This window comes from Streptomyces sp. NPDC005811 (assembly GCF_040630405.1).
GTDB lineage: Bacteria > Actinomycetota > Actinomycetes > Streptomycetales > Streptomycetaceae > Streptomyces.
Map to the genome: position 1 here is coordinate 24,873 of NZ_JBEXXK010000071.1, position 21,594 is coordinate 46,466.

General features: G+C 73.3%; 23 protein-coding genes. 13 read left to right on the top strand and 10 right to left on the bottom strand.

Annotated features, from left to right (window positions below):
- Positions 1 to 25 precede the first annotated feature (25 nt).
- From ABZ490_RS45840 to ABZ490_RS45855, 4 genes are all read right to left on the bottom strand, one after another.
- Positions 26 to 229: a hypothetical protein gene (locus ABZ490_RS45840; RefSeq protein ID WP_359004675.1), complete on the bottom strand. Its 204-nt coding sequence runs from the start codon at positions 227 to 229 to the stop codon at positions 26 to 28.
- Between the two features lie 114 nt (positions 230 to 343).
- Positions 344 to 1,081 (bottom strand): FAD:protein FMN transferase, encoded by a 738-nt coding sequence (locus tag ABZ490_RS45845; RefSeq protein ID WP_359004678.1) that lies wholly within the window; start codon positions 1,079 to 1,081, stop codon positions 344 to 346.
- 1 nt (position 1,082) lies between these two features.
- Positions 1,083 to 1,742 carry an FMN-binding protein gene (locus ABZ490_RS45850; RefSeq protein ID WP_359004681.1) on the bottom strand — a complete coding sequence of 220 codons (660 nt, stop codon included), beginning with the start codon at positions 1,740 to 1,742 and terminating at the stop codon, positions 1,083 to 1,085.
- Between the two features lie 10 nt (positions 1,743 to 1,752).
- Entirely contained in the window at positions 1,753 to 3,090 is a 1,338-nt protein-coding gene (locus ABZ490_RS45855) for a ferredoxin reductase family protein (RefSeq protein ID WP_359004684.1), read from the bottom strand.
- Positions 3,091 to 3,242: 152 nt separating this feature from the next.
- Between ABZ490_RS45855 and ABZ490_RS45860 the strand changes: the two genes are divergently transcribed.
- From ABZ490_RS45860 to ABZ490_RS45870, 3 genes are all read left to right on the top strand, one after another.
- A complete protein-coding gene (locus tag ABZ490_RS45860; protein ID WP_359004688.1) occupies positions 3,243 to 3,938 on the top strand; it encodes a response regulator transcription factor in 696 nt (231 codons plus the stop codon).
- Between the two features lie 38 nt (positions 3,939 to 3,976).
- On the top strand, positions 3,977 to 5,386 hold the full coding sequence (locus tag ABZ490_RS45865; RefSeq protein WP_359004771.1) for a HAMP domain-containing sensor histidine kinase: 1,410 nt from the start codon (positions 3,977 to 3,979) through the stop codon (positions 5,384 to 5,386).
- Between the two features lie 202 nt (positions 5,387 to 5,588).
- Complete coding sequence (locus ABZ490_RS45870) at positions 5,589 to 6,683, top strand: lysylphosphatidylglycerol synthase transmembrane domain-containing protein (RefSeq protein WP_359004691.1); 1,095 nt, start codon at positions 5,589 to 5,591, stop codon at positions 6,681 to 6,683.
- A gap of 20 nt (positions 6,684 to 6,703) precedes the next feature.
- Here the strand turns inward: ABZ490_RS45870 and msrB are convergent, their stop codons facing one another.
- The 4 genes from msrB to ABZ490_RS45890 form a co-directional block, all read right to left on the bottom strand.
- On the bottom strand, positions 6,704 to 7,111 hold the full coding sequence (gene msrB / locus ABZ490_RS45875; RefSeq protein ID WP_359004694.1) for a peptide-methionine (R)-S-oxide reductase MsrB: 408 nt from the start codon (positions 7,109 to 7,111) through the stop codon (positions 6,704 to 6,706).
- A 13-nt stretch (positions 7,112 to 7,124) separates the two neighbouring features.
- The gene (murC, locus tag ABZ490_RS45880; protein WP_359004697.1) at positions 7,125 to 8,510 is read right to left on the bottom strand and encodes a UDP-N-acetylmuramate--L-alanine ligase; all 1,386 of its coding nucleotides are present in this window, start codon (positions 8,508 to 8,510) and stop codon (positions 7,125 to 7,127) included.
- Between the two features lie 156 nt (positions 8,511 to 8,666).
- Positions 8,667 to 9,140 (bottom strand): indole-3-glycerol phosphate synthase, encoded by a 474-nt coding sequence (locus ABZ490_RS45885; RefSeq protein WP_359004700.1) that lies wholly within the window; start codon positions 9,138 to 9,140, stop codon positions 8,667 to 8,669.
- Positions 9,141 to 9,275: 135 nt separating this feature from the next.
- Positions 9,276 to 10,070: a pyrimidine reductase family protein gene (locus tag ABZ490_RS45890; protein WP_359004703.1), complete on the bottom strand. Its 795-nt coding sequence runs from the start codon at positions 10,068 to 10,070 to the stop codon at positions 9,276 to 9,278.
- Positions 10,071 to 10,107: 37 nt separating this feature from the next.
- Here ABZ490_RS45890 and zapE point away from each other — a divergent pair, with 37 nt between their 5' ends.
- The 6 genes from zapE (at position 10,108) to ABZ490_RS45920 (ending at position 15,914) form a co-directional block, all read left to right on the top strand.
- Positions 10,108 to 11,214 (top strand): cell division protein ZapE, encoded by a 1,107-nt coding sequence (gene zapE / locus ABZ490_RS45895; protein ID WP_359004706.1) that lies wholly within the window; start codon positions 10,108 to 10,110, stop codon positions 11,212 to 11,214.
- Positions 11,215 to 11,388: 174 nt separating this feature from the next.
- Positions 11,389 to 11,793 (top strand): hypothetical protein, encoded by a 405-nt coding sequence (locus ABZ490_RS45900; RefSeq protein ID WP_359004709.1) that lies wholly within the window; start codon positions 11,389 to 11,391, stop codon positions 11,791 to 11,793.
- Between the two features lie 93 nt (positions 11,794 to 11,886).
- Complete coding sequence (locus ABZ490_RS45905; RefSeq protein ID WP_359004712.1) at positions 11,887 to 12,468, top strand: carbonic anhydrase; 582 nt, start codon at positions 11,887 to 11,889, stop codon at positions 12,466 to 12,468.
- 8 nt (positions 12,469 to 12,476) lie between these two features.
- Entirely contained in the window at positions 12,477 to 13,973 is a 1,497-nt protein-coding gene (locus ABZ490_RS45910) for a SulP family inorganic anion transporter (protein ID WP_359004715.1), read from the top strand.
- A 134-nt stretch (positions 13,974 to 14,107) separates the two neighbouring features.
- Positions 14,108 to 14,956, top strand: a complete 849-nt coding sequence (locus ABZ490_RS45915) for a slipin family protein (protein WP_359004718.1) — start codon at positions 14,108 to 14,110, stop codon at positions 14,954 to 14,956.
- 64 nt (positions 14,957 to 15,020) lie between these two features.
- On the top strand, positions 15,021 to 15,914 hold the full coding sequence (locus ABZ490_RS45920) for a polysaccharide deacetylase family protein (RefSeq protein ID WP_359004721.1): 894 nt from the start codon (positions 15,021 to 15,023) through the stop codon (positions 15,912 to 15,914).
- Positions 15,915 to 15,945: 31 nt separating this feature from the next.
- Here the strand turns inward: ABZ490_RS45920 and ABZ490_RS45925 are convergent, their stop codons facing one another.
- Both ABZ490_RS45925 and ABZ490_RS45930 read right to left on the bottom strand, forming a co-directional pair.
- Positions 15,946 to 16,617, bottom strand: a complete 672-nt coding sequence (locus tag ABZ490_RS45925) for an ABC transporter (RefSeq protein WP_359004724.1) — start codon at positions 16,615 to 16,617, stop codon at positions 15,946 to 15,948.
- Complete coding sequence (locus tag ABZ490_RS45930; RefSeq protein WP_359004727.1) at positions 16,614 to 17,492, bottom strand: ATP-binding cassette domain-containing protein; 879 nt, start codon at positions 17,490 to 17,492, stop codon at positions 16,614 to 16,616. The genes ABZ490_RS45925 and ABZ490_RS45930 overlap by 4 nt, the downstream gene beginning before the upstream one ends.
- Positions 17,493 to 17,560: 68 nt before the next feature.
- Between ABZ490_RS45930 and ABZ490_RS45935 the strand changes: the two genes are divergently transcribed.
- From ABZ490_RS45935 to ABZ490_RS45950, 4 genes are all read left to right on the top strand, one after another.
- Positions 17,561 to 18,304, top strand: coding sequence for an aminoacyl-tRNA hydrolase (locus ABZ490_RS45935; RefSeq protein WP_359004730.1), 744 nt, complete (start codon positions 17,561 to 17,563; stop codon positions 18,302 to 18,304).
- Between the two features lie 88 nt (positions 18,305 to 18,392).
- The gene (locus tag ABZ490_RS45940) at positions 18,393 to 19,826 is read left to right on the top strand and encodes a DUF692 domain-containing protein (protein ID WP_359004733.1); all 1,434 of its coding nucleotides are present in this window, start codon (positions 18,393 to 18,395) and stop codon (positions 19,824 to 19,826) included.
- A 122-nt stretch (positions 19,827 to 19,948) separates the two neighbouring features.
- Positions 19,949 to 20,656 (top strand): DUF4142 domain-containing protein, encoded by a 708-nt coding sequence (locus ABZ490_RS45945; protein ID WP_359004736.1) that lies wholly within the window; start codon positions 19,949 to 19,951, stop codon positions 20,654 to 20,656.
- Positions 20,657 to 20,761: 105 nt separating this feature from the next.
- On the top strand, positions 20,762 to 21,556 hold the full coding sequence (locus ABZ490_RS45950; protein WP_359004739.1) for a TIGR04222 domain-containing membrane protein: 795 nt from the start codon (positions 20,762 to 20,764) through the stop codon (positions 21,554 to 21,556).
- The last annotated feature ends 38 nt before the right edge of the window (positions 21,557 to 21,594 follow it).

Genomic DNA, 21,594 nt, shown 5'->3' on the forward strand with positions numbered 1-21,594 from the left:
CGGCCCGCCCCCTCGCGTTCAGGGATCAGTCGCCACCCCCGCCGCCCCCGCAACCACCGCCACCTCCGCAGGACGAACCGCCCCCGCAGGACGAGCCGTCCCCGCAGCCGCCCCCGCCGCCGTCGCCCCAGCCGCCCTTGCGCCGGCGGCGCGACGACCCGGTCCCGCGCAGGGCCCCGACGACGAACATCACGACGATCCCGATCCCCACGATCACCAGGAACTCCATCTCCCCTGCCCCCCGTTGCCTCTCGCCACGGATCTGTGTGGCAGGGGGATGCCCCGCACCAGCCGTACGCCAAGCACGACTTGAGGAAGTCGAGAGCTTCGTGCCGTGGACCGATTAGGCGGCGGCCCGCTCCCCCGCCGTCGGGAACCCCGGGGTGCGCAGCACACGGCCGCCTTCGAGCACCGCGAACACCTCGCAGCCGGCCCGCCCGGCCGCCCACTCCACACCCTGCGCGCCCTGCGCGAACGCGGCCGTGGCGACGGTGTCCGCGAGGGTGAGGGTCGGGGCGACGACGGTGAGGCTGTCGAGGCCGGTGGCGGGCAGACCGGTACGGCCGTCGAGGATGTGGTCGCCGCGCTCGTAGCGGGCGGAGGTGGCGACCGCCGCGTCGGTCAGCTCCAGCACCGCGCAGACCTGGTCGGCGGCCTGCGGATGCCGTACGCCGACCCGCCAGGGCCCGCCGGAGACGACGACGTCACCCCCGGCGTTGAGGCAGAAGCGGCCGAGCCCGGCGCCGGTCAGCAGTTCCGCCGCCCGCTGCACCGACCAGCCCTTGACCACCGCGCAGGGGTCGAGGCCCCGTCCGGGCAGCCGTACGTCGAAGGCGCCGCCGGTGGCGACCCGGTACTCCTCGCACAGGCCGAGCACCTCGGCGAGATCGGCGCTCACCTCCTCGGGGGACAGCTCGCCCCGGTCCAGCCGGGACACCTCGCTGCCCTCCTTGAAGGGGCTGAACCGCTCGTCGACCTCCCGCAGCCAGGCGAAGACGGCGTCCGCGACGCCCTCCGGCGCCCGGTCGTCGTCGATGCGCAGGGACACGGGGAAGCCCATGACGTGCTCGACCCGGTGCATGTCAGGCGCCCTTCGCGTCGATCGCGGCCTGGAGGGACTCCTTGTAGCCGTCACTGGTGATCGTCGCGCCGGACACGGTGTCGATGTCCGCGCTCTGCGCCTGGAGCGTCTCCGAGATCAGCTTCGGCACCGCCGCGGTCGTCTGCGGATGGTTCGGCTGCTTCAGCATCTTCACCGCGGTGATCTCGTCGCCCTCGAAGGTCACCTGGACCTGGACGTCGCCCTTCTCGGTGGCCACGGTGGATCCCGCGACCACCTGCGACGACGCGGCGGACGCCTCCTGGTCGATCGCGGCCTGGAGGGACTCCTTGTAGGCGTCGCTGGTGATCGTCGCGCCCGAGACGGTGTCGATGTCCGCGCTCTGCGCCTGGAGCGTCTCCGAGATCAGCTTCGGCACCGCCGCGGTCGTCTGCGGATGGTTCGGCTGCTTCAGCATCTTCACGGCCGTGATCGTGTCGCCGTCGTAGGTCACCTGGACCTGGACGTCGCCCTTCTCGGTGGTCACGGTCGTCCCGGTGAAGGTGGTGCCCGAGGCCGAGGTGGAGGGGGTGGTCGACTCCGCCGCGGCGGAGGACGACGAGGCCGGGGTGGACGGCTCGTAGCGCCAGACGGGGATCAGACCCGCCACGGACAGGACAAGAACGGGGATTGCTCGCTTCACGTCGTCTCTCTCATCCCGCCAGGCTGAAACGCTCGAAGTGGATCTGCTGCCTGGGCACGTCCAGCTCGCGCAGGGATCCCAGCACCGCGTTCATCATCGGCGGGGGTCCGCACAGGAAGACGTCCCGCTCGGCGATGTCCGGCACCAGCGCGGCCAGCTCGCGCGGCGCCAGCCGGTCCGGCACCGGCGGACCGGTGACCAGGTGCAGCTCGGCGCCCTTGGCGACGGCGAGGTCGCGCAGCTCGTCGTGGAGGACGGCGTCGCGCTCGGCGCCGACGCGGTAGACGACGACCGCGTGGCCCTCGATCTCCTCCAGCAGCGCCCGGATGGGCGTGACACCGACGCCGCCGGCGATCAGCAGGGACTCGGGGCGGGTGCGGTGCATCGCGGTGAAGGCGCCGTAGGGGCCCTCGGCGAAGACACGGGTGCCGGGCTTGATGTGGCGCAGGCCCGCGGAGCCGTCACCGGCGGCCTTGGCGGTCAGCCGCAGCCGGCTGCCGTCGGGGGCGGCCGAGAGGGAGAAGGGGTTCGCCTGCCACCAGCGGTCCTTCGTCAGGAAGCGCCACAGGAAGAACTGGCCGGCGCGCGCGGGCAGTTTGTCCAGGTCACGGCCGGTGATGTAGACGGACACGACGTTGTCCGACTCGGGCACGACCTTCTCGACGCGCAGCTGGTGACGCCAGTTGCGCCACAGCGGCAGGACCGCCCGGCCGAGCGCCACCGAGCCGAGGGCGACGCCCCAGACGCCGTACCAGTACGCGGTGGCGGCGGACGACGCGGTGAACGTCGTACCGACCGCGACCTGGTGGGTGAAGGCCAGCACCACGGCGACGTACGTGTACAGGTGGATGAAGTGCCAGGTCTCGTAGGCGAGCCGGCGGCGGGCCCAGCGGGCGGAGACGCCGCCGACGACCAGGATCAGCACCAGGGCGACCGTGGCGCGCAGCACGCCCTCGACGGTCTCGGCGAGGTCGACGAGCTGGCTGACCGGGTCCATGGAGGAGGACTGGGCGTAGCCGAGGGTGATGAACACCACATGCCCGACCAGCGTCCACAGCAGACCGAAGCCGGTCCAGCGGTGCCAGTTGGTCAGCCGGTCCATGCCGATCCGGCGGTCGAGCCAGGGCAGCCGGGCCACGAGCAGCAGCTGGAACGCCATCAGCAGCGCGCCGTACAGACCGGCGAACCGGCCGATCACGACGAGCGCGTTGGCGGCGAAGCCCGCCTGCACGGCGAAGAGGGTCACGACGGCCGCGTTCGCGGCCAGCACGGCATACAGGCCGGTGCGGGCCACTACTTTGGGACGTATCGCCGTGGGGGGAACGGGAGGCGACTGGACGGTCGTCACGGACGGAAACTCCTTGATCGGGTCCTCAGAACACAGAGCTTGTCCGTGCTGTGCTGTCGATTTGCTGTCGTACAACTTTCAAGAGTTTATCGATCCGCCCGCGGGACCGACGCGGGTCTGGCGCCGTGGCGGGCGTGACGCACTATGAGCGGGTGGAAAAAGTACGACTCCTCGTCGTGGACGACGACCCGCCGATCGCCGATCTCGTGGCGACGGTCGCCCGTTACGAGGGCTGGAACGCCGTCACCGCGAACACCGGTGAGGAAGCGCTGCGCCGCGCCGCCGAGTTCCATCCCGACATCGTGGTGCTCGACCTGATGCTGCCCGACATCGACGGCTTCGGCGTCCTGGACCGGCTGCGGCGGTCCGGGACCATGGTGCCGGTGGTGTTCCTCACGGCCCGGGACGGGGTCGCCGACCGGGTCGCCGGGCTGACCCGGGGCGGGGACGACTACCTGGTGAAACCGTTCGCCGTGGAGGAGCTGATGGCCCGGCTGCGGACCGTGCTGCGGCGCAGCTCCGGGCCCGGCTTCCAGCGCTCGGTGCTGCGGGTCGCCGACCTGACCATGGACGAGGACACCCGCGAGGTCCGCCGCACCGGGAAGCTGCTGACGCTCACCCCCACCGAGTACGAGGTGCTGCGCTACCTCATGCGCAAGTCGCCGACCGTGCTGACCAAGGCGCAGATCCTCGACCATGTGTGGGAGTACGGCTTCGGCGGCCGGTCCAACGTGGTGGAGCTGGTGGTGAGCCGGCTGCGCCGCAAGCTGGACGCGACCGGCGACGATCCGCTGATCCAGACGGTACGGGGCTTCGGGTACGTCATCCGGCAGGCGGCGGCCGAGTGAGCCGAGCGCTCGGCCGACTGCGGCGGACGTACCGCGGGATGCGGCTCGGCACCCGGCTGGCGCTGAGCCTCGGCGCGCTGGCCCTGGTGGTGTTCGCCGTCGTCGGCACGGCCCTGACCACCTATATGCGGGACTACCTGTCGGCCCAGCTCAACGAGCAGCTCGCGATCGCCCAGGCCGCCCAGACCAAGAGCATCGTCGACTCCGGAAGCCTGACCGGGAAGAAGTACTGGGGCTGGTACTACGCCGTGTACGACGTGCGCGACGGCACACCCGTGCTGCGCGAGCCGGAGGACCCGGGCGACGTGCCCGAGGACGCCGCCGACCTCACCACGCTGGCCCGGGAGCAGGCCGTCACCGACCACGAGGTGGTGAGCACCGCGCACCTGCGGGGCGACGGCGTGTACCGGCTGCGCGCCTGCGAGGTGGAGCCGGGGGTGATCCTGGTCAGCGGGGCGCCGATGGAGGACATCGACAACACCGTCCAGCACCTGATCACCATCCAGGTCGTCACGTTCGTGCTCGCGCTCGCGGCCCTGGTGGTGTGCGGGCGGGCCATGCTGCGGCGCGGGCTCCAGCCGCTCAGCGACATGGCGCACACCGCACACGGCATCGCCTCCCACGACCTGACCGAGTCGGCGTCCCGGCTGCCGCTGCGTGCCGACCGCCCGGGCGGCGGCCCGGAGGTGGAGGAGCTGCGCACCGCCTTCAACACCATGCTGGAGCACATCGACGACTCGCTCGCCGTGCGGGCGCAGGCCGAGCAGCGGCTGCGCCGGTTCGTCGCGGACGCCTCCCACGAACTGCGCACCCCGCTGATGTCGGTGCGCGGCTACGCGGACCTCTTCCAGTACGCGGCCGCCAACGCCCCCGAGGAGCGCGACCGGCACCTGGCCCGGCTGCGCGCCGAGGCGGCCCGGATGGGCTTCCTCCTCGACGACCTGCTGCTGCTCGCCCGCCTCGACGCGGCGGAGGTGGAGACCCCGCTCAGGATGGAGGACGCCGACCTGGTGGACCTGGTCGCCCAGGCGGCCGACGCGTTCCGCGCGAGCCACCCCGGCCACCCCCTGACGCTCGCCCCGGGCCCCGCCGACCTCCCTCTGCGCATGGACCCGCACCGCATCCGCCAGGTCCTGGACAACCTCCTCACCAACGCGGCCGTGCACACCCCGCCCGGCACCCCGGTGCGCATCGAGGTCTCGGCCTCCCCCGGCACGGCCCGCGTCCGGGTCTCCGACCGGGGCCCCGGCATACCGCCCGGCGACCGGGACCGGGTCTTCGACCGCTTCTACCGGGTCGACAAGGCCCGCAGCCGCGACCGCGGCGGCAGCGGACTCGGTCTGTCCGTGGCCCGTTCCCTGGTCCGCGCCCACGGCGGCACGCTGGAACTCGCCGAGCCCCCGGAGCCCACCGCGTTCCTGCTGACCCTGCCCCTGGGACGCGCCTGAACCCCGGCGCCGACGGGATGACCCGTACCCGGCCAGGGCAGAACTCCCCCAACCGCACCGCACCCCGGTCGCCCCTCCGCCCGCACCTCGTCGGCTCCCGGACACCACGCCGTCACACCGGAGGGGAAACTTCTCCCCCGTCCCCTCCCCACCCAGGGCCTGTACGGCGCCGCCGTGGCGCCGCGGAAGGACGACGTGCGCCGTGACCCTGCTGCCGCTCCCCACCAGCCCCGCCACCACACCCCCGCTCCCCGCCGCGCCGGACCACCCCGAAGGCACGCCCCGGCTCCCCGCGCTCTGCGGCACCGCCTCCTCCGAGTGCCCCGCCACCCCGCCCCCGCCGGCGAGCGCGGTCCCCCGCCGCCTCCGCCCGGCCGCCCGGCACGCCGTGAGTCTGCTGCCCGTGCTGTATCTGGGGGTGTGGGCGGCCGTCGACTGGCACGCCGTGCGCGACGGCACCGCCCGGCTGGCCGGGGCCGACCCGTGGTGGCTGCTGGCCGGTCTGGTCTTCACCTACCTCGGCTCGGTCGCCGCCGCCTGCGTCCGCCAGGGAGCAGTCCCGGACCGGTTGCCGCCGGGTCCGCTGGTGGCCTCCCAGATCGCCGCGGGCGCCGCGAACCATGTCCTGCCCGCGAGCATCGGCGCCCACGCGGTGACCGTCCGCTTCCTCCAGCGCCAGGGCGTGCCGCTCCCCCGGGCGACCGCCTCCATCGCGCTGTACTCACTGGTCAGAGCGGTGGCGAAGACCCCGGTGGTGCTCGCCTTCCTGCTGCTCGCCCCCACTGCGGTACGCCCCGCCGCACTCGTCCCGGACGGCCGGACCCTGCTGGGCGCGGTGGCCGGACTGCTCCTGGTGCCCGCCGGGGCCGCGGTGGTGCTGGCCCTGGTGCGGGCGGTGCGCGGCCCGGTCATGGAGTTCGTCCGCACGGCGCTCACGGACGCGCGCCACCTGCACACGCGTCCGGGCCGTTTCCTGCCCCTGTGGGGCGGGGCCGCCGCCGCCCCGCTGATCCAGGCGAGCGTGGTGGCCTCGGTGGGCAAGGCGCTCGACCTGCCCCTGTCCTGGCCCCAGTTGCTGTTCGCGTTCCTCGCCGCCAGCACCGCCGCGGGGGCCGTCCCCGCCCCGGGTGGCATCGGCCCGGTGGACGCGGCCCTGATCCTCACCCTGGCCGGCTACGGCACCCCGCTCGCCCTGGCCACCGCCACCGTGATCGGCTACCGCACCCTCACCGTCTGGCTGCCGCTGCTGCCGGGAATGCTGGTGCTGTCGGCGATGGTGCAGCGCAAGCTGCTGTGACCGGCGTCGGGGCCGCGGCCTCAGCCCGCGTCCGGCGCCAGCCGCAGCGAGATGCTGTTGATGCAGTAGCGCTGGTCCGTCGGGGTCGCATACCCCTCACCCTCGAACACATGCCCGAGGTGGGAGCCGCAGCGGGCGCAGCGCACCTCGGTGCGGAGCATCCCGTGCGAGCGGTCCTCGATCAGCTCGACCGCGTCGGTGTCCTTCGGGTCGAAGAAGGACGGCCAGCCGCAGTGCGAGTCGAACTTGGTGCCGGAGGTGAACAGTTCGGCGCCGCAGGCGCGACAGGAGTAGACGCCCTCGGTCTTGGTGTCGGTGTACTCACCGGTGAAGGCGGGCTCCGTCGCGGCCTGGCGCAGCACGGCGTACTCGCCCGGCGTCAGCTCCGCCCGCCACTGCTCGTCCGGCTTCTCGACGTCGTACGACACGATTCTCAGCCCCTCAGTTCGAAAGACGGTCCAGAATGCGCGGGCCCAGGTCGGTCACGTCGCCCGCGCCCATGGTGAGAACGAGATCACCGGGCTTCGCCATTCCCGCGATCACGGAGGGCACCTCGTCCTTGTCGTGCACGGCCGTCACGTCCGCGCCGGCCGCCCGGGCCGCGTCGATGATCAGGGCGCTCGTCACCCCCGGGACCGGGTCCTCACGGGCCGGGTAGATGTCGAGGACGACGGAGGCGTCGGCCAGGGCCAGCGACTGTCCCATCTCGGTGCCGAGCTCCTGCGTGCGGGAGAACAGGTGCGGCTGGAACACGACCAGGATGCGGGCGTCACCGGCCGCGGAGCGCATCGCCTCGAGGTCGGCGGTCATCTCGGTGGGGTGGTGGGCGTAGGAGTCGATCACCTGGACGCCGGCCGCCTCGCCCTTGAGCTGGAGGCGCCGCTTGACGCCCGTGTACGCGGCGATCGCGGGCGCCAGCTCGGCGGCGGGGACACCGAGGGCGGCCCCCGCGGTCAGCGCGGCGACGGCGTTGAGCGCGTAGTGCCGGCCGGGCACGGACACCGTGAAGGTGAGCTCCCGCCCGTCCAGCACCACCGTCACCAGGCTCTTCAGCCCCTGCGGTACGACCGACAGCACCCGGACGTCGGCGTCCTCGGCCTCGCCGTACGTCACCACCCGCACGCCCTCGACCCGCCGGGTCAGCTCACGGGCGCCCGCCTGGTCGGCGGAGACCACCAGCGTGCCGCCGGGCACGATCTTCCCGGCGAAGGTCTCGAAGGACTCGTAGATCTCGTCCATCGAGGCGTAGTTGGCGTGGTGGTCCAGCTCCACGTTGAGGACGATCGCGACCTCGGGGGCGTACTTGTGGAAGCTGCGGTCCGATTCATCCGCCTCGGCGACGAAGATCTCGCCGTCGCCGTGCAGGGCGTTGGAGCCGGGGGCGTCCAGGTCGCCGCCGATCGCGTACGACGGCTTCAGTCCCAGCTCGGAGAGCGAGACCGCCAGCATGGACGTCGTGGTGGTCTTGCCGTGGGTGCCGGCGACCGCGATCGGGCGCAGCCCGTCCATCAGCGCGGCGAGCGCGTCGGAACGGTGCACGACCGGGATGCCCAGCTCGGCCGCGCGGGCCAGCTCCGGGTTGTCCTTGCGGATGGCCGAGGACACGACGACACAGCTCGCGTCGTCCGCGAGGTGCTCCGCCGCGTGCCCGATGTGCACGGTGGCCCCGAGCGCCCGCAGCGCCGCCGCGGTCCCGGACTCCTTGGCGTCACTGCCGGCCACCTTCGCCCCGCGCTGGGCGAGGATCTTCGCGATCCCCGACATCCCGGCCCCGCCGATGCCGATGAAGTGCGGTCGGTCCATGGCGGGGGGAAGGGCGGCTGCCATGCGTGATCTCCAGGGGTGCGTACGACGGTGAATCCGCTCCAGCCTATTGGGTCACGCCCCGTGCACCCCCCTGGGGGCGCGGGACCGTATCGATCTGCGGCTCCGCCGCGTGGGCGCGACAAGCCCCCACGCACTTGCACCCGGACAACCACACCTTTACGCCTTGCTGTGCGAGAACAACTTCAGCACCGGCACCCCCACCTTGTGCCGGGCCCGCGAAGCCCAGTCCCGGTGGAAGAACTCCTCCACATAGTGAGGATCGGTCAGCACGATCACCTCGTCCGCCTCCACCTCCTCCACCAGCGACTTCAGCGCGTCCAGCGGGTGGTCCTCGACCAACCGCCCCTCCGCCGGACTGCCGGAGGCATGCAGCGCCTGGAGGGACACCTCCAGCGCCCGCTCCCCGAACCCCTTCGCCTCCTCCCCCTCCGGCGTCTCCCGCTCCCGCGCCGCCTCGTCCAGCTCGCCGAGGGCGACGTCGTCGATGGCCCGCAGCAGGCGGTCCGCCTGGTCGCCGCGCGGCTGGAGCAGGACGTGGAAGGCGACGTCCTCGTCCCCGTGCAGGGTGGTGACGAACTCCACGTCGGCTGAGGTCAGTGCTTTCTCGATCATCAGAACGCTTGTGAACACCGGACGCCGCCCCTTCTGCGGAAACCATCCTGCCCCGTGATCTCACGGGGACTGCGAGTTTTAGTGTGCCCACCCGAAGCTAACCGGAACGATCTATTCCGCCATTTTCGGGACCACCGGTACTACTGAACGATTTCAGGACCGCCGATAGCGGCCGAACAGGAAACCTCCCTCCTCCAGGAGGGACACCAGTGCGAATCGCTGCGGCACCGGGATCGAGGGCCCGCCCGCGATGCGCTGCGCGCCTCCCGCGGTGAGCATCGGGGAGACGGTCAGGCACAGTTCGTCCAGCACCCCGGCGGCGATGAACTGGCCCAGCATCCGGGGCCCGCCCTCGGTCAGCAGCCGGGTGTGCCCCAGCTCGGCGAGGGCCGCGACGGCCCGCGCGGGGTCCACGCCCATTCCGTCACCGGCGATCAGCACCCGTGCCCCGGCCTTCTCGGCCGCGGCCACCTTGTCGGGGGCGGCCGCGGCACCGGTCAGCAGCAGGGTCGGCACCAGCGGCGAGGTGAACAGCGGCAGCGAGAGGTCCAGGTCCAGACTGGCGGTGACCACGGCGATCGCGGCGGCGGACGCCTGTCCGGCCGCCTCCCGCCGCCCGGCGAACTCCGCCCGCGCGCGGGCCGGCCGGTACCCCTCCTGCCGTACCGTTTCCGCACCCACGACCACCACGTCCGCGAGCCCCCTCAGCGTGCCGAAGATCCGCATGTCGGCCGCGGTGGAGATGGGCTGGGAGCGCCCGTCGTGCTGGGCGGCGCCGTCGAGCGTGGAGACCATGTTGGCCCGCAGCCAGGGCCGCGGCTCCCCCGGCACGGGCTCGGGATAGGCGTAGGCCTCGGCGAGCTCGTCGAGACTCCACTCCCGGTCCTCGGACACGGGGCCGGGTGTCGGGGCGGGTGTCTGGTCGGTCACAGGGAACAGCCGTCGCATGCCTCGCAGTCTGGCACGCGGATTAGCATGGGGAACCGTGTCGTCCTCCACCCCTTCCGCCCCTGTCGACGAGATAGCCGACGCGGCCCCGCTGTCCCTGTGCGCCCTCGAACCGTACGTCCCGGCGGACCGGCTGGTCGCCGAGATGGTGCCGCCGCCCCGCTTCGACTCGGTGCGCTTCAGCACCTACCTCCCGGACCCGAACCAGCCCAGCCAGACCGAGGCCGTGTCGGTCCTGGAGGGCTTCGCGGGCGGGCTCGGCGGGGCGCACGCCGTGGGCGGCGCCCGGCGCGGGTTCCTCGGCTTCGGCAGGGCGAAGGCGCCCAAGGCGCCCGCCGGTCCGCGCGGGGTCTACCTCGACGGCGGCTACGGCGTCGGCAAGACCCACCTGCTCGCCTCCCTGTGGCACGCCACCCCGGCCGAGCCCGCGCTGAAGGCGTTCGGCACCTTCGTGGAGCTGACCAACCTGGTCGGCGCCCTCGGCTTCCAGCAGACGGTCCGCACGCTCTCCGGGCACCGGCTGCTGTGCATCGACGAGTTCGAGCTGGACGACCCGGGCGACACTGTGCTCGTGTCGTCCCTGCTCGGCAAGCTGGTCGAGGCGGGGGTGGCGCTGGCCGCGACCTCCAACACCCTGCCCGGCAAGCTCGGCGAGGGGCGGTTCGCGGCCGTCGACTTCCTGCGCGAGATCCAGGGCCTGTCGGCGCACTTCCGCACCCTGCGCATCGACGGCGAGGACTACCGCCACCGCGGTCTGCCCGAGGCTCCGGCGCCGTACTCCGACGAACAGGTGGCGAAGACGGCGTACGCCACCCCGGGCTCCTCGCTCGACGACTTCCCGCACCTCCTCGACCATCTCTCCCGGGTCCACCCCAGCCGTTACGGAGCGCTCACCGATGGCCTGAAGGTGGTGTGCCTCACGGACGTCCAGCCCGTGCCCGACCAGTCGACGGCGCTGCGGCTGGTCGTCCTGGCCGACCGGCTCTACGACCGCGAGGTCCCGGTACTGGCCTCCGGGCTCCCCTTCGACCGGCTGTTCAGCGAGGAGATGCTGAACGGCGGCTACCGCAAGAAGTACTTCCGGGCGATCTCCCGGCTCACCGCACTGGCCCGGGACGGGAAGCGGCTCGCCGAGGCCGTCTAGGGGAGTCCGTCCAGAGGGAAATCACGCCACATCACCCTCGCTTTTGAGGCGCACTTCTTCTCGAAACGCGGAGTTAACCCTGCAAACAACTTTGCAGGGTTAACGTGTTTCTTGACCAACCATTGACCAGTCATTGGTCTGTACTAGACGTGCGCGCGACGGGGAGGGGGGTACATGTTCCGAGGTGCGACGGCCCGGACCGCACTCGCGCTCCTCGCCGCCGTCCTGCTCGCCCTCCCGTTCTTCGCACCCGCGTCATCCTTCGCACACGCGCACACGGTGCGTCAGGCCGAGGCCAAGACCAAGACCGGAATCACACCCGCCGGCAAGCCGCTGCGCGACGCACTCGTCGTGGTCCGCGGCTGCGGTCACGGCGGCCCCGCGGACCCCCTGCGCCCCCGCGACCGGCACCGCGCCACCGTCGGCGCCGCCCCGGCCCCCCAGGAGCCCGAGCGCACCCTGCTGGCGCTGGACCCGGCGGCCGAACATCCGCCGGCCCGCCCGGCCGACCCCCATCACCGCTCGTCGAGATCCTCGGCGGGCCACTCCCCGGCGGCGCTCCAGGTCTTCCGCTGCTGACGACGACTCCCGCACAGCACCGCGGTTCCCCCACCTGTCCTGTTCTGCACATCCGACGCGCCCCCACAGCGCGCCAGGAGGAGTCACCACGTCATGCAGCCCCTCATCGACAACGCCCGTACGTTCGGACAGCGCCCTGAGGAGTTCGCCAAGCTCGCCGAAGGCCAGTCCCCGCAGGTCCTGTTCATCACCTGCTCCGATTCGCGGGTCGTCCCCGCTCTGATCACGGGCGCCCGTCCCGGCGAGCTCTTCGAGCTGCGCACCGCGGGCAACATCGTCCCGCCGTACGGCTCCGAGCGCCCCACCGGCGAGGCCGCCACCATCGAGTACGCGGTGGAGGTCCTCGGCGTCCAGGACGTCGTCGTCTGCGGCCACTCCCACTGCGGCGCGGTCGGCGCGCTGGTGCGCGGGGACGACCTCGACGCCGTCCCCGCCGTCCGCGACTGGCTCGCGCACGCCGCCGACGAGCCCTCGGCCGCCGACCCCGGCGACCCGACGGTCGCCCTCGCCGTCCAGAACCACGTCCTCGCCCAGCTGCTGCGGCTGCGCTCCTACCCCTGTGTGGAGAAGCGGCTCGCCGACGGCCGGCTGCGGGTGCGCGGCTGGTACTACGAGGTGCACACCGGCGCGGTGCTCGAACACCACGTGGACACCGACGGCTTCGAAGCCCTGTGAGCGCCGCGATGACCCCGCCGAAGAACACCCGAATAGCCAGGTTCCCCCATCTGCGGCAGGACTTCGCCGCCTCGCTCGTCGTCTTCCTGGTCGCGCTCCCGCTCTGCGTGGGCGTGGCCGTGGCCTCCGGCGTGCCGGCCGAGCTCGGGCTCGTCACCGGCATCGTCGGCGGCATCGTCACCGGTCTGATGCGCGGCAGCTCCCTCCAGGTCTCGGGACCGGCGGCCGGGCTGACCGTGCTGGTCTTCGAGGCGATGCGGGAGTTCGGCCTGCCCGCCCTCGGAGTGATCGTCCTCGCCACGGGCGCCCTCCAGATCGCCATGGGCGCCCTCGGGCTGGGCCGGTACTTCCGGGCCATCTCGGTCTCCGTCGTCGAGGGCATGCTCGCCGGAATCGGTCTGGTGCTGATCGCCGGCCAGCTGTACGCGCTGGTCGGCGCCAAGGCCCCGGACTCCGGCCCGGAGAAGATCGCCGGGCTGCCCGCGGCGCTCGTGGCCGCGCTCGGCAGCCCCGGCGCCTCGGCCTCGCTCGCGCTCGGCGCGGGGACCGTCGCCGTCCTCGTGCTGTGGAAGCGGCTGCCGGCGACGGTGCGCACCGTGCCGGGACCGCTCGCCGCGGTGGGCCTGGCGACCCTGGCCGCCCTGCTGCTCGACCTGCCGGTGGCCACCGTGGAGGTGCACGGCCTGCTCGGCTCGATCCAGCCGCCGCCGCTCTCCGCCTTCGGCGACCTCGCGGGCGTCGGACTGCTCGGCACGATCGTCGCGTTCACCCTGATCGCGTCCGCCGAGTCGCTGTTCAGCGCGGCGGCCGTGGACCGGCTGCACGACGGGCCGCGCACCGAGTACGACCGGGAACTGGTCGCGCAGGGCGCGGGCAACGTGCTCTGCGGGCTGCTCGGCGCGCTGCCGATGACCGCGGTGATCGTGCGCAGCGCGGCCAACGTCCAGGCGGGCGCCCGCACCAAGGCGTCCCGGGTGCTGCACGGCGTGTGGCTGCTGCTGTTCGCGGCCCTGCTGCCGGGGGCGCTGGCCTACATCCCGATCCCGGCACTGGCCGGCATCCTCGTCCACGCCGGCGCCAAGCTGGTCCCGCTCCGCGCGATCGCGTCCCTGTGGCGCGAGCACCGCGGGGAGGCACTGATCCTGGTCGTCACGGCCGTGTCGATCGTCGCGGTCAGCATGTTCGAGGGGGTCCTCATCGGTCTGGCGCTCGCCGTGGCGAAGACGGCCTGGGAGGCCTCGCACCTGCGGCTGGAGGTGGTCGACAAGGGCGCCGGGCCGGTCCAGGCGCATCTGTCGGGCAACGCGACCTTCCTACGGCTGCCAAAGATCCTCGACAGCCTGGAGGCCCTCCCGCAGGACCGCCCCGTCGAGCTGAACCTCACCGGTCTGCACCACCTCGACCACGCCTGCCGCACGGCCCTGGAGTCCTGGGCCCGGCAGCACAGCGCGGCCGGCACGGAGCCCGTCAGGGTGATGGAGCCGGTCCGGGCCTCGGCGGTCTGAGGGGCCCGCCCCGCACCGCCCGAGGGCTGTGCGGGGCCGTCGTCCGGTCCGTGGCCCGGGGCGTGGCCCCGGACCGGGCGGCGGGCATATCGTTGCATATGCAGACAGAACGGCCCTCTGTCGAGGAGGTCGTCATGCTCGAGGAAGTACTCGGCGCGGTCCTGGCGGCCGGTGCGGCGAGCCTCGTCTATTTCGGGGCGGCCGCGCGGGTCGTCAAGCAGTACGAGCGCGGGGTCGTGCTCCGGCTGGGCCGGCTGCGCGGGGAGACCCGCCCGCCGGGGTTCACCCTGGTGATCCCCGCCGTGGACCGGCTGCACAAGGTCAATATGCAGATCGTGACCATGCCCATTCCGGCGCAGGAGGGCATCACCCGCGACAACGTGACGGTGCGGGTCGACGCGGTGGTCTACTTCCGGGTCGTGGACGCGGCGGCGGCGGTCATCAACGTCGAGGACTACCGGTTCGCCGTCTCCCAGATGGCGCAGACCTCGCTGCGTTCGATCATCGGCAAGAGCGAGCTGGACGATCTGCTCTCGAACCGGGAGAAGCTCAACGAGGGCCTGGAGCTGATGATCGACAGTCCGGCCATCGGCTGGGGTGTGCAGATCGACCGGGTCGAGATCAAGGACGTGTCCCTGCCGGACGCCATGAAGCGCTCCATGGCCCGCCAGGCCGAGGCCGACCGGGAGCGCCGGGCCCGGATCATCAACGCGGACGCGGAGCTCCAGGCGTCGAGGAAGCTCGCCGAGGCGGCCCAGCAGATGGCCGACACCCCGTCCGCGCTCCAGCTGCGGCTGCTCCAGACGGTGATGGCGGTGGCGGCGGAGAAGAACTCCACGCTGGTGCTGCCCATCCCGGTCGAGCTGCTGCGCTTCCTGGAGCGGGCCCCGCAGCCGCCGGGCCCCCCGACGGAACCCCCGCCGCAGCCTTCTCCCCCGCCGCCGCCTTCTCCCCCGCCCCTTCCTCCGGCGGCGGACGAGTGACGCCGACGGAAGTGTCGAAGTCCTATGGTCATAACTAAGGCTTGGTCTCTCGTATGTTCGTACGGTGATCATTCCTGTACGTCGTCTGGCCGCCGTCTGTGCCCTCGGCGCCGCGCTCACCGCCTGCGGCACCTCCCCGGCCCCCCAGGCCCCCCGGGCCGCCGACCGCCCGACGGTTTCCGCCTCCCCGTCCGCCCCGGGCTCGCCCTCCGCCTCCGCCTCCGCCTCCGCCGAGCCCTCCCGGGCGCCGACGCTGGCGCCCGGGCCGGCCGGGCTCACGCCTGTCTTCAAGAACGGTCCGCGCACGCTCGGCAAGACCGTCGCCCTCACCTTCGACGCCGACATGACCGCCGATCAGGGACCGCGGGCGGCGGACGGGGAGCGCTTCGACAACCCGGGGCTGATCTCGGCGCTGCGCGGACTGAAGGTGCCGGCCACCGTGTTCATGACCGGGCGGTGGGCCGAGGAGTACCCGGCCGAGGCCCGCTCCATCGGGCGGGACCCGCTGTTCGAGGTCGCCAACCACTCCTACAGCCACTACGCGTTCACCGGCGACTGCTACGGCCTGCCGACCGTCTCCGAGGACCGGATGCGGGCGGACGTGGAGCGGGCGTACACCGCCTTCCGCAAGGCGGGGGTGCCGGACGCGATGCCGTACTTCCGGTTCCCCGGCGGCTGTTACGACCAGCGGGCGCTGCGCGCGGTCAGCGGGCTCGGGGTGACCGCGGTGCAGTGGGACGTGGTCAGCGGGGACGCCTTCGCGACGGACGCCGACGCGGTGGCCCGGGAGGTGCTGGACGGGGTGCGGCCGGGGTCCGTGGTCGTCATGCACTGCACCCGCAGCGCCGCGCCGGTGACCGAGCGGGCGGTGCGGGCGATCGTGCCCGAGCTGCGGAGGCGGGGGTACCGGTTCGTGAAGGTGTCCGAGCTGATCGGGGCCGTACGGAAGGAGTCGTGAGCCTCGTACGTCGGAGGAGCGGACCGCCTGGTCAGGGTGATCTGCGGGAGGTGAGCGCGCAGGCCGCCGCGATCGCCGCGGCCGTGACGAGTACGGCGGCGGCGAGCGGGAGCAGCGGAAGGCTGACCGTCGCCGAGCGGGAGCCGGTGACCAGGCCGGTGACCGCCGCGTGGGCCGGGGAGCCGCTCACCACCAGCGCCAGCAGGGCCGCCAGCAGCAGCGCCGGGACGGCCCGGCCCGTGGAGCGCAGGACGGGCGGGGCGGTGAGCGCGCCGACGGCCGTGCCTAGCAGGGCGCAGGTCAGGGCGGCGAGGAGGCCGGCCGCGCCGGCCTCGGGGACGGGGATGCGGTGCTGGTGGTCCGCGCCGACCGGGTCGCTGATGTACACGACCGCCGCCGTGGCGACCGTGCCGAGGAGCACGGCCGCGCCCAGCGCGGTCAGCACGGCGGCGAGGTGCGCCCGCGCGGGTCCGGCCGCCGCCGCGACGACGGTCCGGGCGGCCGGGGGCTCGCCCAGGACGCAGATCCGCACCAGCCAGGCGGCGGTGGGCAGCAGCACGGCGGCCGTCCAGCCGAGCGAGTCCAGCAGCGGCTGGCCGCCCTGCACCCCGATGCCCAGGAAGACGACGTACAGCAGGAACGGCGGCAGCCAGCGCTGGGAGCGCAGGAGCAGGGCGGTCTGGTAGCGCAGCAGGGCGGTCATCGGGGGCCTTCGGGGTCGGACGGACGCACGCTCACCACGTGGTACGGCGGGCGGGCGGTCAGCAGGGCGCGCAGGACGACGTCGGAGTGGGAGGCGGGAACGGTGAGGCGGTGGGTGCGGTCGGCCGTCTCCTCGGCCACGGTGGCCCTGCCCACCGCCTCCGGCGGGAGGGACGCGGGGCCCCGCACCTCGATCGTGGTGCGCGGTCCCTCGGGGGCGGCGGCCGGTCCGTCGCCCGCGCCTTCCCCTTCTCCGGTACGGCGGTGCAGGGTGCCGTCGCGGACCGTGTGGACGGCGTCCGTGGTGCCGGAGAGGCGGCGGGGGTCGTGGTCGACGAAGACGACGGCGGCACCGGCGGCCGTGCGTTCGGCGACCGCCCGCTCCAGTTCGGCGCGCGCCTCGGTGTCCAGTCCGGTCCATGCCTCGTCCAGGATCAGCAACTCCGGTTCGGCGAGGAGGGCCTGGGCCACGGCGACCTTCTGGCTGCTGCCCTTGGACAGCTGGGACATCGGGGTGCGGGCGTGCGCGGAGGCGCCGAAGCGCTCCAGCCAGTCGCCCGCGGCGCGGGTGGCGGCCGGGCGGGACAGGCCGTGGACGGCGCCGAGGTGGGTGAGGTAGCCGAGGGCGGTGAAGGGCAGGGCCGCCGGGAAGCGTTCGGGGACGTAGGCCGTGCGGGGGCGGCCGCTCACCCGGCCCTCCGTCGGGGCGTCGATGCGGGCGAGGAGGCGGAGAAGGGTGGATTTGCCGGTGCCGTTGGGGCCTTCTACGCGGGTGAGGGTGGCGGGGGCGATGTGCAGGTCGATGTTGCGGAGGACCCAGGGGCCGCGTAAGCCGTAGCGGCGGCCGGCGTCGGTGAGACGGAGAACGCGTTCCATGGGGGTCCATGCTGTCGTACGGCGTCCGCGGGTGCGTTGTCGCTGATCGCGCCCCTTAGGGTGCTGGTGTGAGCGACGATTCCCTGTCCCCCGGCGACAGCCCCTTCCAGACCTCGGTCAGTTCTCGTGATTCCGCGCCGCAGTACGTGCTTCCCCTCGTCGTGCGGATGGAGAAGGCGGCGCCCCCCGGGCGTACCGACGCGCTCGAGACCGCCGCTCGGGCCGTGCTCGTCCTGCTCAGCGACGACAGGTCGCTGGGCGACGGGGAATGGGCGCAGGCCGTGCGGGACTGGCAGGACGCCCGGATCCGCAAGGTCGTGCGGCGGGCCCGTGGGGCCGAGTGGCGGCGGGCGGAGGCGCTGGACGGGGTCACCGTCGCCGGGAAGACCGCCGAGGTGCGGGTGTTTCCGCCGGTGCCGCTGGACGGGTGGCCGAAGGACCTCGCCCGGCTCCAGGTCTCCGGGACCGATCTCGACGACCCGGAGCCCCCGGCCGACGCCGACCCCGGGGTCCCGGTCATCTGGCTGAACCCGGAGCTCGACATGTCCGCCGGCAAGGCGATGGCGCAGACCGGGCACGGGGCCCAGCTCGCCTGGTGGGAGCTGACGGAGGAGGAGCGGGACGCCTGGCGCGCGTCCGGTTTCGCGCTCGCCGTGCGGACCGCCGCCCCCGGACGGTGGCGGGAGCTGACGACGAGCGGGCTGCCGCTGGTGCGGGACGCGGGCTTCACCGAGATCGCGCCGGGCAGCTGCACCGTCGTGGCGGATCATCCGGCCCTGCGCCGGGAGCGCCCGGCCGAACCTCAAATGTAGCTCTGAAGGTGGGCGCCGGGTGGTTCGGCGGCTGGCGGCGGGGTCATACCACCGTCACCACCGAGGGGGGACCAAGGAGGCGGTGACCATGGCACGACTGGGAACGGGCATAGGCTGGCGGCCGGAGATCGCGGACGCGGTGGAGCGGATGCCGGGCATCGACTGGGTCGAGGTCGTGGCGGAGAACACCTGCCCCGGACACCTCCCCGCGTCGCTGACGCGGCTGCGCGAGCGCGGGGTCACCGTCGTGCCGCACGGCGTCGGCCTGGGGCTCGGCGGCGCCGAACGGCCCGACGAGGGACGGCTCTCGGCCCTCGCCGAGCGTGCCTCGGTCCTGGGGTCGCCGCTGGTCACCGAGCACATCGCGTTCGTCCGCGCGGGCGGCCCGCTGACCGCGACCCCGCGGCTGGAGGCCGGTCATCTGCTGCCGGTGCCGCGCACCCGGGACGCCCTCGACGTGCTGTGCGAGAACGTCCGTATCGCGCAGGACGCGCTGCCGGTGCCGCTGGCCGTCGAGAACATCGCCGCGCTGATCGCCTGGCCGGGCGAGGAGATGACGGAGGGGCAGTTCCTGTACGAGCTGGCCGACCGGACGGGCGTACGGCTGCTCGTCGACGTGGCGAACCTGTACACCAATCATGTCAACCGCGGCGAGGACCCCGCCCGGGCGCTCGACGAACTGCCCCTGGAGGCCCTCGCCTACGTCCATGTCGCGGGCGGATTCGTCCGGGACGGCGTCTGGCACGACAGCCACGCCCATCCCGTGCCGCGTCCGGTCCTCGACATCCTGACCGACCTCGCGTCCCGGGTCTCGCCGCCCGGGGTGCTGCTGGAGCGCGACGAGAACTTCCCCGAACCCGCCGTACTGGAGCTGGAGCTGGAGTCGATCCGGGACGCGGTGCGGGACGGGGAACGGCTCGCGGTCAAGCGGGAACTGGTCCGGCTCGGCCGGGACGCGCGGGCGGCGGCGGGGGCGGGACGGGGCGCACGGGGCGCGCCGGGGGAACGCGGCGGGACGGGAACCGCGCTCGCTCCTCCCCTCGCGTCCGCCGTCGCGGTAGTCCCCGCCCCCACTTCCGCACAGGCACCTCCACCCGTCCCCGGCACCGGCGTCAGTGACGTGACGCGGCAGCGCCTCGGGCTCGCCCTGGCCGCGCTGTTGTCCGCGCTCGTCGCGGGGACCCCGGTGCCGGAGGGCTTCGACCGGGTGCGGATCGGGGTGCAGGCGCGGGCGCTGGCGGCGAAGCGGGCCGGGGTGGTGGCCAAGGTGGCGCCGGAGCTGCCGGTCATCCTCGGCGACGGGTACCGGGCGGCGTTCCTCGCGTACGCCCAGAGCCATCCGATGCGCGGCGGCTACCGGCAGGACGCCCTGGACTTCGTCGAGCGGGTGCTGCTCGACGGGCCGCCGGCCCAGGGGCGGGTCCGGCGGGAGCTGCGTACCTGGTGGCTGGACCGGTCGGGGCCGGCCCCGCGGCCGGGATCGCGGCTGGCGCGGGTGGGCCGGGCGCTGATCCGGCGCTAGCGCGCCGGCGGGGGCGTTCACCGTTCCTTCACCCCTGCGGGGAGCCCAAGTTGCCGGGGCAGTAATATGCCTTTTCGCACCCGAAACGCACTGGCGTGCGGTGCCGTGAGCAGGAGGCCCCCATGCGACCGCGACCCCCCGTCAAGGGCAGAGGCATCTTCAGCGGGACCGGGATCATCGTGACCGGCCTGGCCGCGACCTGCGTGGCGTTGTTCATCCCCGTCGCGTCGTACTCGAACCAGTCGTCGACCGGGTCGGCCGGGGCGGACGTACTGAACGCGCAGACCGTGCTCACGCAGTACGGTCCGCTGTCCGAGCTGGACCGGGAGTTCGTCACCAAGGTCCGGCTGGCCGGGCTGTGGGAGCTGCCCGCAGGGCAGCTGGCGCAGCGCAAGGGCACGACGGAGGCCGTACGGACCGCCGGGCAGCATCTCGTCGAAGGGCACACGTTCCTGGACGAGCGGGTGCGGGACGTGGCCGCGAAGCTGGGGATGGGTCTGCCGAACGAGCCCAACGACCAGCAGAAGGCCTGGCTGGCGGAGCTGAACGCGGCCCAGGGCGTGGACTTCGACCGGAAGTTCGCCAACATCCTGCGGCTGGCGCACGGCCGGGTGTTCACCGTCGTCGCGCAGGTGCGGGCCGGTACCCAGAACTCGCTGGTGCGGGCGCTCGCCGACGACGCCAACACGACCGTCCTGGACCACATCGAGATCCTGGAGGCCACCGGGTACGTCGACTTCGAGGCCCTGGCCCGGGACCTGACGGCGACCGGCACGCCCTCGCCCACGGCCACCCCCGGGGTCGTGGTGCCGCTCACGCCGTCGCCGTAGCCGTCGCCGTCCTGAGCCAAGCGGAACGTCACGTACCCACAACGCTCCGTCCGGATGATGAACAGGCCATGGCGTTTTCCCGTGTACACGGCATAGAAACGTGACATGTTCTGGGTCCTTCTCCTGTTGCTGGCCTGGGCGGCCGCGGGCACGGCGTGCACCCGGCTGTGCCTGGCCGCCGTCCGTGCGGCGGCCGTGGACACCGGGGACGCGGGCGCGGGCCGGGGACACGATCTGACGCTCTACGAGGCGGCCTTCCTGTCCGGCGGACCCGGCCGGGTCGCCGATCTGACGATGGTGTCGATGGCCCGGCAGCGGCGGCTGCTGCTCGCCCGCACCGGCTGGGCCACCGTCGTGGACCCGCGCGGGCGCGACGAGATGGAGCGGTCGGTGATCGGCGCCATCGGGCCCGAGGGGCAGTCCCGGATCGCGCCGGCGCGGGCCGGGGCGGCGTCCGCCGACGCGGTGCGCGGTCTCGCCGACCGGCTGGTCAGCGCGGGGCTCGCGGTGCCCGACGGGGCCCGTACGACGGTGGAGGCCGGGGTGCGTCAGGTGCGGCTGGCGGCCGGGTTCGTGCCGGCCGTGGGCGCGGTCGCGCTGCTCATTCCGGTGCCCTCCGACGGTACGGGGATGCCGCGGGGCCTGATCGCCCTGTGGTTCGCGCTGCCCCTGGCCCTCACCCTGAGCTGTCTGGCGATAGCGCGGGTGGAGGTGCATCCCTACGCGCGCTGGGCCTCGCCCGCCGGGCAGCGCCTGCTGGGCACCCTGGCCCGGCGGGCCGGCGACCCCGGCGGCACCGGGGGCGACGACCGTTCGTATCTGACGTCCGTGGCCGTTCTCGGCATCCGCGCGGTCGACGAGCCCGATCTGCGCGCCGCGTTCGCCCACCGCGAGCCCTGACCCGCGCGCGTCCCCCTTCCCGGGGGCGCACTTGGAGC